The sequence below is a fragment of the Paenibacillus sp. GCM10027629 genome, assembly GCF_042676425.1.
GTDB classification, from domain to species: Bacteria; Bacillota; Bacilli; order Paenibacillales; family Paenibacillaceae; genus Paenibacillus_K; species Paenibacillus_K terrigena.
On sequence record NZ_JBHTGZ010000012.1, the window covers coordinates 351,012 to 365,116 of the forward strand.

Below are 14,105 nucleotides of genomic sequence, written 5' to 3' on the forward strand. Positions count from 1 at the left end.
AAGTGGCAAAATGATCTTTACTAATATTTGTGGATCCGTGGCCCCATCAATGTAAGCAGATTCACTTAGGCTTTCCGGTATATTCCTAAAGAAGGATCTCATGAGAATAATGTTCCATGCGGACAACGCCCCCGGAAGAACCATAACCCAAATGGTGTCTAATATACCCAGAGACTTATAAGCCAGATAGGTTGGAATCATACCGCCACCAAAAAACATGGTTATAAGGTACACCTTGGAGAGAAATGAACGCATTTGAAACTTATCTTTGGAAAGTGGATATGCTGTTATAGCTGTGAAAAACAAGGTGAAAAACGTTCCAAGCGCAGTATACACAATCGTGTTTTTATATGCCGTGAAAAAAATAGGATGGTTGATCATGGTCTTGAATGCACCTAGATCAAAACCTTTTGGAAAAAAAGTAACTTTCCCCGCAATGACTTCTGCAGGATCGCTAATAGACACAGACACAACGTAAACAAAGGGATAGAGCATAGCTAGTACAACAAAAGCCAAAATGATGTACACTACGGAAAGAAAGACACGATCTCCCAGTGGTTCTTTGATTTTGTGAGGATTCTTTTTCATGACATCACCATAAACTTTCCTTTAGAAGTTTTCTGGAAAAATAGTTTGCTCCAAATACAAAAACAATGGAAACCAAACTGTTAAACAACCCAATCGCACTTGAAAATCCATAATCTTGGTCGATTATCCCTTTACGGTAAACATAAGTAGAAATAACATCGGCAACATCATATGTGGCAGGGCTATACATTAACAGAATTTTATCGAATCCAACGCTGACAATACCGCCAATGGATAAAATTAACAAAGTAATGATGGTTGGGCGGAGGCTGGGCAGGGTGATGTGAAAAATCTGTTTAAACTTAGAACAGCCATCCATCTTAGCCGCTTCATACATTTCTGAGTCAATCCCTGTAATAGCCGCCAAGTAGAGTATGCTGGAATAACCAATCTCCTGCCAAATACCTGAGCCAACATACAAGCTTCTAAAGTAACTGGATTCGTTAAAAAATTGGATCGGCTCAACACCGAAATTGGCTAACAATTCATTTACAATACCAGTACCACTAAACATGGATTTCATAATGCCCACGATGACAACAATCGAAATAAAATAAGGTAAATACGTAGCGGTTTGAATAAATCTCTTAATTTTTGGATGTATCACTTCGTTAATCAACAAAGCCAGAATAATAGGTGCGGGAAAAGACCAAAGCAAGTTAAAAAGACCTAGAACAAACGTGTTTTTTATAATTCTAAAAAAGTTTGGATCATTAAAAAACCGAACAAAGTTGTCAAATCCAATCCATTCAGAGCCTTTAATTCCTAAAAACAAACTGTAATTTTGAAAAGCAGTTACGATACCGACCATAGGATAATAAGCAAACAAGGCAATCATGATTAACCCTGGAAGCGACATCAGTAAGAGAAAGCGGTTACATTTCCAATCGTAATTTAACTTAGAAATAAATGACTTTTTAGATATTTTTTCGATAGTCGTCGACAAGAGTTCACCTCATCCCCTATTTTTGAATCGTTCGAACTGCTTGAGTCCCACCCATTCGCTGCACTCGATACCCTTGGTTGGAAGAACACCTTTCGCGTATGAAGGTCGGCAGCCGTACCAGGTCCTATCCCCGTTTTTAGTCAATTGCATGCCAAGACACCCCCCTTTCTTAGATGTAAGCGGATTCACGTCATGTCGTGAATATCAATGAATCCATGTCATGATTAACACTTAAATCTTACTCTCCCGCCAATGTGAAGTTAATGACATTAATTTAGATTTCTTGATTTATTTTACGAATTATTCCGTAACAATAAAATATGTCATTGCGCTTATCAGCCTCCTAATTAATCACATTTTATGGGTTTTTGATATAGAAAAATACTGCACTCAGCAACGATTTCTGCACTCTATCAACTAAGTTCATCGCAATGAGTGAAAAAAAAGAAAAAATAAAAGGTCAGCCAGAATTGGCTAACCTTTTAGCGCGATGTCCCCCTGAACTTGGGCTTCAATATGCAGTTGATAGAATGCAAAAATGGAGGGCTGATTAGATCAACTCTCCATCCTTGTCGCTGGTTAGAACAGGCAGCTCCCGGTATAAAGGGATAACAACGCGAACCGTCGTCCCTACACCCAATTCGCTCTCAATCGTGATACCGAACGATTCTCCGAATTGCAGCTTGATCCGTTCATTCACATTTCGGATTCCATAACCAATATTCTGACCTTCAAATCCAAATATTTTCCTCACCGTCTCCTCGCTCATCCCGACGCCGTTATCGATGACTTTCATGACGATGGTTCCTTCTTCCTGATAGGCGATGATTCGGATATGAAGGGGCTCTTCGGACATGGCATGCTCCAAGGCATTTTCAACGAACGGCTGTAAAATCAGCTTCACTGTATCGTATTCCAAGACAGAGAATTGAATGTCATAGCTGACATCCAGCCTGTCGACATGCTTTATCTTTTGAATGCCAATGTATGAACGGACCTGCTGAATTTCCTCGCGAATCGGGATGATCGATCTCCCTTGATTCAGGGTTAGACGATAGAACATGGCCAGCTCTGTGACCATTTGGTGGAGCTTCTCCGTTTCGCCTAAACGCGCAAGTCTGCTAATCGAAGATAATGTATTGTACAAAAAGTGCGGTTTAATTTGAGCCTGAAGTGCATCCAGCTCGGCTTCTTTCTTCTGCAAGTTGCTGATATAGACCTCCTGAATGAGGTCTTCTATATTCTCAGCCATTTCATTAAATGCTATGGCAATTTGCGCAAACTCATCCGAGCCAGAAGATTGGACCCGCTTCGCAAAGTTCCCTTCCTGAAAGGCTCGGAGTGAGCGAACAATCCTGGAGATTTGCTTCGAAAACGTATTCGATATTATCGCGCTGATCACCACGAGTACCAAAAAACTTGCTAAACAGACGAGTAGTGTAACATTCTTTACTTTCTGCGCAGCATGTTCCAATCCCTGAAGCGGAACAAGCGCCATAATACGCCATTTTGTTCCGTCGATGGGCTCATGAATTTGCATATAAGCTTCCGCCTCAGCTTGCCAATGCTGCGGGAGCGGATTGCTCCTATTCTCGTATACAGTTTCGTTCTGCTCGTTGATCACGGCGAAATACCCTGGGATGCCATCTCTGCTGTCGCTATAATTCAGGTTCCCGAATAAATCATCCATTTTGACGGTAATCCGCATCGTACCAATCGGCTTAATGGTCTGGAAATCCATCATCTTTCTAAGCCAAGAAACATTCCCAAACTTCGAATCCGAACCAACCTGCATCCATATGGAGTCTACAGGCATGTCATCAAAACTTCTCACCCAATCCAACTGCTCGATGCGATGATAATGAATCAGATTGTACCGTTTGCCATTCAAGAGCGGGTCTTCGCCGGTCTCTGTATCATAAATTTCCGGTAAGCTTTCATTATGCAATAACAAATCAATCACGACGTTATTCGGAGACAAGTTCAATGCCGATTCCAGCTTTGGGATGATCTTTTCCGTAACGGTCTGATAACTTTCCAAGGGCTCATAGCGTTTATTTAATGCCCGCTGCAGCGACTGGTCCAGATAAAGCTGATTATCGACCTGCTCTACCGTTTTCATTCTTCTCTCAACATTATCGTTAGCCTGCTTTAACGTGCTTTTCACATTTTGAACCGTCTGTTCTTTTACATATTGTACAGAGGTATTATAAGCGTAATAACCGATCGTAATAACTGGCACGATAACCAGGAGCATATAAGATGCCATTAATTTATATCTGAAAGTAAACCGTTTCATGGTTGACCACGGCCTTGTTTACGATAATCGACCGGCGGAAGACCGAAACTTTGCTTGAAATTTCTACTGAACATCGTCAGATTCTGGTAACCTACCAGGTGCGCCACTTCAAATATTTTCAATTTCGGGTCCTGAAGTAATTCCCGCGCTTTCTCCATCCGTTTCTTCGTGACAAAATCACTAAAATGTTCATCGGTTACCTCTTTGAACAAATAACCCAAATAGTTGGGTGAAAATCCGAATAGCTTGGCTACATTCCTGAGCTGCAGTGATTCTACCAGATTCGCTTCAACATATCTTTCAATTTCATCAATCAGCTGCCGGTTCGGATTTTTCTTCTTGTTATGCAAATGCTCAGAAACCTCATACAATTGCTTACGTAGCCACGACTTGATGTCGTCAATCGTCTCAAAATCGTACAGTATGTTCAAATTTTTCATTTCGATGCTTAATAGGTCATATAGACTGACGTTCAGTGATTGCAGGAAAAAATCCGTTTTGGAAACGACATACAACGCAAAATTATAAACTGATAACTTGTCCTTAAGGCGTTGCACCAATTCGAAAAGCTGTTCCAAGCTGTCATGAATGCGTACAAGGTCATAGTTCGCGGTGGCCTCAAACATCTTGTCCATGATCTGCTCCAGGTTAAGCGATGTTTGAACGATCTCGCCCGCCGTTTGCTCCTGCGTGATGACCCGACATTTGCCGATGAACATTTTCGTTGCAAGCGCCTCTCGGGCTTGTAGGTAGGACTCAGGGGCGTCTTGAAGGGAGGCGACCTCTGAGCCCAGTCCAACCGTAATGGTCAAATTGGAATGGTTACAGACATGTTCAACCAAAGACTGCATCGCTTCCGCAGCATTGAGCCTTGCAGCGTTAATGACGATGACAACTTTGTCATCACCTGTTTTACAATAAATCCCCAGCTGCCGGTCTTGAAGATAATCACTGATCAACCGAAATCCATGATCGATGGCGAATCTTCGCTGATCATCTGAAAACGCCTTCAATTTCCAGGCCATGTCATCCATTTCGATAATACCAACGCAGCATGGTCCGCTATGCCAATAGATTCCGCTTCTCTCATAAAGTCTGTACAGGGTGCTATAATCGATCGTCCGCCGAAGCCACTGATGCATCATTTCATTCTGCAACAGCGGAATCGATGAGTCCAGCTGCTCTTTCTTCTTCATTTGTTCCCGTTCGTACTTCAATTGCTCTCTGACAAGCTGCAGCGTGTTCAGCAGCTCTTGATCATCCACAGGTTTTAGAATGTAAGAACTGGCATTCATCGCAATCGCTCTTTTGGCATATTGGAAATCCTGATGTCCACTAATAAAAATGATTTTCAAATGGGGAAGCAAGCTTCTGGCCTGCTCGGCCAGCTCCAATCCAGACATAATCGGCATCTGGATATCGGTGATCAGAATATCAACTTGCTGTTCACGCAACAGGTTCAAGGCTGCCCCTCCCCCGTGTACAGCACCAACGATCGCCATGTCAAGCTGCTCCCAAGGGGTAAAACGCTGCAATACTTCCAAATCTAACTGTTCATCATCTACTAGCAATACGTTATATATGGCAATCAGTCCTTATAAAAATGAGAGTATACTATGATAGTATACTCTCCCATTCAACAAATCTGTAGGTATTTGTTTCTATTTGTTACTATTTGTTACTATTTGTCTTTTTAATCAGATCAGATTATCCTTCCACTTCTTCTGAACATGTTTCAGCTTTAACTTCATTACTCCATTCGCTATAACCAGCAACGTTTTTAGCCCTTACCTGTACCGTATGACTGGAGTGCGGTGAGAGACCCGTTTGTGAGAAATCACTAGTAACATTGCTAATAACACTGCCATCAAACATCATGTCGTATTGTAGCGCTCCCGGTGATTCATCCCATTTTATATTTAGAATGGATTCATTTTCACACACAACGGTCAAATGCTCTGGAATGGGAGGGATTTGAGGAAATTCTCCGGAACCAAACATAAACCAGTTCAGTTTGCACAGATCGTGACTCGCACCATGGAACACAAGATATACCTTTTGAATTCCAGTAACTTTTGTAGTAAGGTTACTCTTCACATTGACATACTGGTTGATATCACCTGTATTGGGAATAGGAAATGTACTTATTAAATGACCATCAATGCTGTCAAGTCTTACCTCTATCGTACCTCCAGTGAATGAACTTGCTACTCGTGCATTAAACCATGCTGCATCACCAGCACCGAAATCAACCTGATCATATTGCAACCAATCTCCGTCTTTCAGATTAGATATACTTAGATCATATTCACGGTTTGCATCATCACTTGTCCATTCTGTTTTGGCGTTGATTTGCAGTTCCTTATCGGATACAAACTTTTGATCATCATAGCGCTCCGCATCGATCTTTCTATTGATGCCAAAGAGGTTCCCCTGATTTTCTGTCGTTGTTAATTCAAAGGAATCTACATCTATATATCCGCCAAGCTTGATGGTTGCATAATTGAAAATACCGAACCTCATTCCGACATAGGTTCCATATTGCATATCGTATCTTCCACCAAGTCTTGTAAAGTGGATGCCGTCTATACTATAGGAAAACTCCATTCGATATTCATTTCTTGGCGTCTCAGCTCTAAACCATACTTCTTGAATACTTTTGGGTAAGGTCACGACTGCATGCTCAATCGAATTATCGTTAATCACGATCGACTGATGACCTTCATCATATTTCATTCCGATAAAAGTAAATTCTTTTTGCATCAAACATAGACCCGCTACATCACCATTCGCCATATGACTCACATCGAGCTTCACGGTCCCTACACAATCCGGCCCAACGACGCGTTGCGTGAGCGTATTTCTGGCATAGGATAAATTATCAGTCACGCTTGATGTATGTAGCCGCATAAATCCAGGTCTTTCTTCCAGGCTCCATTTCTTGTTATCCGGATTGTGATTCCATTGCCACTGCAGCCCTAACGTATTCGCACTAAAATCATCCGACGTTGGGAGTGCCTTAGGTTCAACATAACCTATATTCGGGATATTCGGCTTTCTATGCGTAACGACAGCTTTTTCCCCATCAACCTGCCCCATATACGGCCAGCTGTTCTTCCATTCGACAGGCTGCAGCGTAGGGACCCTGCCTAGCTTCGATCGGTCCTGGAAGATGATTGCCCACCATTCGGACGTGCCGTCTTTCTGAGGAACATCAACAATTCCCCCTTGATGAATGCCATTACCCCAGAAATTCATAAAGCTTGTCATAATATCTTCAACTTCATAAGGTCCATTTGCTAAATCCTTTGTTCGAATGGCAATTTCTTTTTTGGAGCCATGCTTCCAAATCGGCGTCGTTAGAATATAGTAAAAACCATTAATTTTATATACATGTGCGCCCTCATTATACCCATTGTAACGATGACCGGGAACTGGATAAGCATAAATCATCTTCCCGTTTCTTTTGGCATCAGGTTCTCTCTTAGATATGATAGATAATTGGCCTGTTACTTCATCTATGATCTCTAACTCACTCAGATAGAGTACTCCTTGTCCATGCACGACATAGATTTTCCCATCATCGTCAAACATCAATCCTGGATCATAAAGTTCGTCTTCCAGTTTATACAGTGTCCATGGACCTTTTGCGCTATCTGCAATACTTACATATGCAGCATCTCTATTGATATTAAACATAAGATAGAATTTACCGTTATGATATCTTAAACTCGTTGCCCATGGACCTTCATCATAGACATCACCATCGATAAGGTCGTATTCGTCGCCTTCCATTCGCTCAACAGCATAACTTTCATATTCCCAATTCACTAAGTCTTTAGAACTCATAATTGGACATCCCGGGAATAAATGCATACTGGTTGATGACATATAATAGGTGTCGCCAACTCTTATAATATCATTATCCGGATAGTCACCCCACATGATCGGATTTGTATAAGTACCATTCCCATTGTCAGCAAGCCATCCATTGGTAGGAATCATTGTAGGAGTTGCATGATCTGTAACTTCTCTTCTCATCGTTCGTAGTACCTCCATTTTTTTAGAATCACGATATTACGCAATAGGCAAAAATATATCAAAAAATATAAGAGTATACACCACTAGAATACTGTTATATTTGACAAACCTGTATTTATTTACCGTTTATTTTTTTCAGGTTATCCTGCCATTTCTTCTGTACGTAATCGAGTACTTTAGGGAAACCAAGCTTCTGCATTTCTTCATTCGTCTTGGTCAAGATCGACTCTACTTCCGCGTCATTCTTGGCATAAATCATGGTGGAGAACGCTTGATCAAACATATCCTTCACCGACTGTAGAATAATGCCTTCTTCAGAATCCCCTTGCGGGTCCGTATTCGCAAAGGCTGTAATATCCATAGACGTCTTCCAAGCGAAGTTCACCTGCTGCTGCGTTTGGAAATCCTGCTGCTCTTTAGGAAGAAGACTTTCTCTGGCTACTTTGGCTAGATCGACCCAAGTTGCATTTCCGGCCATCATGTTGTCGGAAATGTGCAGCTTGTCCAATTCTGCTTTGTCCATCGTTTTGTATTTGTCATTAGGGATTGGAATTCCGTTCTCGTCCCTCGTATCCCACAGGAATCCCGGAGGTCCAAACCAGAGAACTGACTGGCCCTCGTTGCTTGTCGCCCAATCCAGATAAGCGAAAATTCGTTCAGGATCTTTCGCATTCTTCGTAATGACGATTTTGCCGCCGCCTTCTCTACCTGTATAGTTAGGATAAATTTTGTTCTTGTCCAAACCTTCTTTGTGGATTGGCCAAATAAATTCATATCCACCATCCGGATCTTGTGCGCGGAGCGTAGAGTTCGGAACACGCGCTCTGCCCGATAAGTTCGTACTAATGGAAACAGCAACTTTCCCTTGGCTAAGCTTCTCTATCATTTGATCAGCCTTTTGAGTGAACACGTCCTGGGTCATCAGCTTGTCGCGATACAATCGGCTAGCGAACAGCATAAACTCTTTGAAAGCAGGGTCTTCCGTAATTGGCTTCAACGTGTTGCCTTCCGGATAGAACATTCTGCTCGCAAAATACGGCGTGCCGTTCTCTTTAAACGCGGAATACATCATCTTGATATCGTATGGAGCGCCGACTTCAAGCGGGATTACATTCGGATATTTTTCTTTCACTGCACGCAGATAGCTCTCTAGTTCAGTTAAAGTCTCCAGCTTTGGCGAGCCCATTTCTTTATAAATTTTCCGGTTGATGCCCCAACCGCCGTTCCCGTTCATATGATCGCCACCAACATACCATTCCGGAAAGACATACAGCTTGCCGTCTTCCGAACGGTTAATGTTGATAATCTGGTCGCCAGCAGCCTTCTTCAGGTTCGGATATTTGTCGAGATACGGATCAAGCTCCACCAATTGGCCTTCACTGATCAACCGATCCAGCTCGGGTCCGGGACTAAGCGAAATCACTTCAGGCAGCTCGCCGCTAGCATACATGGCGTTGAATCGTTGTTTGGCGTTGCCGTTCGTTGGAAGATAATTTATGGACACCTTCTTGTTTTCCCGAATCCACTTGGTCGTAACCGTCTCTCCCCAAGGAGCGGGCTGCCATCCGTCATCAAAATTGTACATCGAAAACTCTAGCGGTTGGTCTTGGCTTGCAGTTTCTCCGGCATTACCATTCTCTGTTGCAGCTTTGCTCTCGTCTTTGTCGCTTCCGCATCCAGATAACAGTGTACTGACTGATAGAATCGTAACCAATAAACAGGTCAGCCATTTTTTCTTGTTCATTGTTTCGATTACCCCTCTCGAACAATCTTCTTATATATTATCACCTATCGGCGTATAACATCTCCCTATTCTTTCAATGATCCGACAAGTACCCCTTTGACAAAATACTTCTGCACGAATGGATACACCATAACAATTGGAATGGTTGCTACCATCGTAGTCGCCATAACGATAGATTTATGCGTGACGCTCTGCGCGTTCTGCAGAAATTCCTGTTTGGTCGCACTGATCACCGTTGAGGATTCAAATGATAAAATCGATTGTATGGTTTGGTTCAGAATAACTTGTAATGGCAACAATTTCTGATTCGAGATATAAATTGAAGCATCAAACCATGAGTTCCAGTGACCGACCGCCGTGAACAGCGATAGCGTTGCGATGACCGGTCCTGATACCGGCAGAACAATTCGGAAAAACGTATTGATGTGATTGCATCCGTCGATTCTGGCCGATTCCTCCAGTCCGTCAGGGAGCCCTAGGAAAAAGGTGCGGAAAATGATCATATTCCAAACGCTGATGAGACCAGGTATAACCATTACCCAGAAGGTGTTCATCAATTGCAAATCCTTGATTAATAGATAACTCGGGATGAGACCTCCGCTGAAATACATCGTAATGACGCACAGGATCATATAGAACTTTTTGCCGATCAATCCACGCCTGGACATGGCGTAAGCAAACATGGCGGTAAACAGAATCGATAGGACGGTTCCCATAACGGTTCTTGCAACCGTGATCCAGAAAGCGTTAACTAATCGGGCGTCCTTGAAAACATATTTATAGTTCTCGAGTGTAAATTCTCTCGGCCAAATGGTAACGCCCCCAGCCGCCGTATCATTTCCTGCATTAAAGGAAATGACCAAAGAATTCCAGAACGGATACAAAGTGACAATGGCAAGCAACAACAAGATTGCGTATACCACAATATCGATTATATTATCTTCGAGTGAGCGTTTCACAAGCTTCCTCCTTTCTTGAAGCTCGTTACCATAAGCTTGAGTTCCCCAGTTTTCTAGTGATCCAGTTCGCGATTACAAGCAATCCGACGCTGATCACGCCCTTGAACAAACCAGCCGCCGTCGCATAGGAGAAGCGATAATTCTCGATTCCAACACGATAGACATACGTATCGATCGTCTCCGCCACAGGCCGCAATACGACGTTCTGCCCCTGATTGGTAAGCAGCAATATTTCTTCGAAGCCTGCATTTAAGATTTGTCCTACCTGCAAAATGAGGAATATGATAATCACGGGTGCGATGGACGGAATTGTAATGGATACTAACTGCCGCATCCGGCCAGCGCCGTCAATCGAAGCCGCCTCGTACATGTGGGGGGCAACTCCCGTAATTGCTGCCAAATAAACGATCGCACCGAAGCCGATATCTTTCCAGATTCCCGACGAGATCAGAATACTCCAGAAGTACTCGGGAATCGATAGCCAATGGACAGGCTCATCGATGATGTTAAGCTTCTGCAGCAGGATGTTCACACTGCCGTTATCAACCGACAATAAGGAGATGACGAATCCCGACACGATAACCCACGAAATAAAATGGGGCAAATAACTGACCGTCTGAACGAACCGCTTAAAGAACGCGTTTTTCACCTCATTCAGCATCAATGCCAGAAAGATCGGCGCAGGAAACGCTATGAACAGCTTCAGAAGACTGATCACAATCGTGTTCCGCATGATCTGCCAAAATTCTGGAGCGTTAAAAAACATCCTAAAATGTTTGAATCCTACCCAATCGCTTCCAAAAAAACCTTTCGCCGGACTATAGTCCTGAAACGCGGTAAGGACACCCCACATGGGGATATAAGAAAATATAATGATCATGATGATCGCAGGGATGGCCATAATTTGCAGGTCCCACTGCTGTATTAAACGTCTATTCAAACGACTCACCACCTGCTATTCTGTGAAGTACTGTTGAATCCAAATGTTCTATTTAATTGTGAATATGGTGACGGCTGAGGATAATCCTTTCGCATGGGCAGTCAAGATCACTTCGCCAGGTATCGGATGCGATTGCAGCAGTACTGTCGCGATGCCCGCTTCGGCCTGAACCGGATTCTCGCCAATAATGACAGCTGATCCTTCCACTTCAAAAGTCACTTCATGATTGGCAGAGGTTACGATTGTTCCGTTCGCATCCTGAATCTCCGCATAGACGAAGACAAAATCGGATCCGTCTGCCACAAGTTCCTTGCCGCTTGTGTCGATTCGAATGGAGATCGTTACAGGATCAAGCGGTGTACGCACGGTGAATTCGGCCTGATCCATGCCTTCGATTCGTCCAACTGCTGTCAGTTCTCCGGGTTCATAGGTCACGCCTTCAAACGTAAACGGCGCCCTAGCTAGATTGCGGCAATTCCCTCCATCATGTCTGTTTACCATCACAATGCCGGTGTCGTCTTTAGACTCCACACTGCCTTCTTTCCACTTATGCTGTTCCTCGTCGGTCAGCCAATAATCGACTTCATAGCCCGTTACACGTTCACCGTATTCCGTGTCGGGTCCTTGGTCAGGCTTCCGTACACCCACCGATTTTCCGTTAACAAACAGTTCGACCTCATCACAGTTGGAATACACGACAATCTTGGCCGGTGAGACACGTTCCGTCCATTCATTCGCAATGAACACCATCGGTCCGCTATCGATTTGATCGTGAATAACGTCCGGTCTTCTCTGACTCTGATAGAAATAATACACGTATTTAGGCAAACGGAAGGTATCTAACGCTCCGCATTCCGCCACCCGCGGATAGCAGCCTCGGTTATGATCAATACCCACCCAAGAAGCGTCTCCCAGCGACCAGCGGTTGCCACGGTTCCGATTCAGCGACCATTGATAATTCCACGCTTGCAGCAGCAGCTTCTGCTCTCCAGCGCCGCGCGGCACACGACTCGTACTCTCATGACCGCCAAATTCATAATCCCCGTACTCCCTATCAAATCCTCCCTTGTCAGGCAGGACATCCTCCAATGGACGGGATAAGTTGCTGTCTTCCCACATGGTATAAGGTACGTCGTAATTGACGTAGGCAGGGTCTAACCTACCGATTGTATCTCCCGATGTGTTCATTTGATCTCCCGGATATTCTTCATGAGCAATCAGATGGCATTCGCGGAAAAATTCGTCTGTCGCGCCTTGCCGTCTGTTATAGGTCTCATTCAGACTGACCTCCCACATGATCATGCATGGATGATTCCGATCGCGGCGAATCATATCCCGGATATTCTGCTTGACGATCTCCTGGAATTCTCCAACCTCGCAGTACTGCCAGCCAGGAACCGGTTCAACCGTCATCAGTCCGAGTTCATCACAAGCATCCAGGAAAGCAGGAGCCTGCGGATAATGTCCGAGCCGAACGAAATTGAATCCACCTTCCTTCAACTTCAACGCATCGCGGTATTGAGCGTTGTTCGAAGCCGCATTGCCGATATATGGATATTGCTGATGGCGGTTCGTCCCGCGGATGACCAATCTTTCCCCGTTGATCATAAAGCCATTCGACTTGCTGAACGAAATCGTGCGGATTCCGATTGGGGTGCGAAGTTCATCTGCCGTTCGACCGTCACCATCGATAATTTCTGTTAACAACGTGTACATATGAGGATGATCCGGTTGCCAAAGCTGAGGGTTCGTAAGCGTAATCATTTGTGCGAATATGTGATCCCCGTTAGCAGTAACGCTTACGATTAAGCTTTCTGTCGTCCCAACGATTCTGCCTTGCTTGTCCAAGATCGATGTCACGACTTTGACATCCTTGCCATTTTCGTGCTCATTCAGCACGTGAGTCTGTATTTCAACGGTAGCAGCTGCTTTCGAGACGTTCGAATATTTGACAAAGACCCCGCCTCCCGCCGGTTTCCCCGCATATACCGCATCAGTAACGTGGAGTTTGTCCATGATATGGAGCTTCACGTTGCGATACAGTCCGCCGAAGTACGAAAAGTCCAGACTCTCGAGCGGCTTGCCGGGTGGTATTGCACCGTTGTTGCGGTTATCGAGCCGGATGGCAATCACATTCTCCGCCCCGAATTCAACATCCTCGGTGATGTCGATCATAAACGGCAAGTAACCGCCTTTATGAACCAGCTTGAAAGTTCCGTTAATCCATACATGAGCTTCATGCATGGCCGCCTCGAATTCAATGTAAAGCTTCTTTCCTTTGTATGCTTCGTCTGCAAGAAATCGCTTACGATACCAGCAAAGACCTTGATAGTGCAGATCCACGTGAAGGGATTCAATTTTAGGTGTGTGCGGCAAACAAACGCTTTCCCATCCTTCGGTGGGAAATTGCTTCTGCTCAGCCCCCGATTTATCTTCAAGGATAAACATCCAGTCCCTGTTAAAATTTTGTGTGATTCTACTGAGATTCGAACATTGCATTGTGACTAGCCCCCTCCATTATGAATCATATTTTATAGCTTCTCGATATGTATAACTACTTTCCTCATCAACGATTTCTGTATTCTATC

At 44.0% G+C, this 14,105-nt stretch carries 10 protein-coding genes; all 10 read right to left on the minus strand.

Features of this window, described 5'->3' with window-relative positions:
* Positions 1–588 (minus strand): carbohydrate ABC transporter permease (locus ACFQZR_RS22200; RefSeq protein WP_379349979.1); only part of this gene is annotated, 588 nt, incomplete at its 3' end.
* A 4-nt stretch (positions 589–592) separates the two neighbouring features.
* Positions 593–1,534 (minus strand): ABC transporter permease, encoded by a 942-nt coding sequence (locus tag ACFQZR_RS22205; protein ID WP_379349981.1) that lies wholly within the window; start codon positions 1,532–1,534, stop codon positions 593–595.
* 9 nt (positions 1,535–1,543) lie between these two features.
* Positions 1,544–1,684 carry a hypothetical protein gene (locus ACFQZR_RS22210; protein ID WP_018755945.1) on the minus strand — a complete coding sequence of 47 codons (141 nt, stop codon included), beginning with the start codon at positions 1,682–1,684 and terminating at the stop codon, positions 1,544–1,546.
* Positions 1,685–2,084: 400 nt separating this feature from the next.
* The gene (locus ACFQZR_RS22215; RefSeq protein WP_379349984.1) at positions 2,085–3,803 is read right to left on the minus strand and encodes a sensor histidine kinase; all 1,719 of its coding nucleotides are present in this window, start codon (positions 3,801–3,803) and stop codon (positions 2,085–2,087) included.
* Positions 3,804–3,829: 26 nt separating this feature from the next.
* Positions 3,830–5,404: a response regulator gene (locus ACFQZR_RS22220; protein WP_379349986.1), complete on the minus strand. Its 1,575-nt coding sequence runs from the start codon at positions 5,402–5,404 to the stop codon at positions 3,830–3,832.
* 136 nt (positions 5,405–5,540) lie between these two features.
* Entirely contained in the window at positions 5,541–7,874 is a 2,334-nt protein-coding gene (locus ACFQZR_RS22225; protein WP_379349988.1) for a family 43 glycosylhydrolase, read from the minus strand.
* Between the two features lie 115 nt (positions 7,875–7,989).
* Complete coding sequence (locus tag ACFQZR_RS22230; RefSeq protein ID WP_379349990.1) at positions 7,990–9,618, minus strand: extracellular solute-binding protein; 1,629 nt, start codon at positions 9,616–9,618, stop codon at positions 7,990–7,992.
* 65 nt (positions 9,619–9,683) lie between these two features.
* Positions 9,684–10,577, minus strand: a complete 894-nt coding sequence (locus ACFQZR_RS22235) for a carbohydrate ABC transporter permease (protein WP_379349992.1) — start codon at positions 10,575–10,577, stop codon at positions 9,684–9,686.
* Between the two features lie 25 nt (positions 10,578–10,602).
* On the minus strand, positions 10,603–11,478 hold the full coding sequence (locus ACFQZR_RS22240) for an ABC transporter permease (RefSeq protein ID WP_379350953.1): 876 nt from the start codon (positions 11,476–11,478) through the stop codon (positions 10,603–10,605).
* An 87-nt stretch (positions 11,479–11,565) separates the two neighbouring features.
* On the minus strand, positions 11,566–14,016 hold the full coding sequence (locus tag ACFQZR_RS22245; RefSeq protein ID WP_379349994.1) for a glycoside hydrolase family 2 protein: 2,451 nt from the start codon (positions 14,014–14,016) through the stop codon (positions 11,566–11,568).
* Between the last annotated feature and the right edge of the window lie 89 nt (positions 14,017–14,105).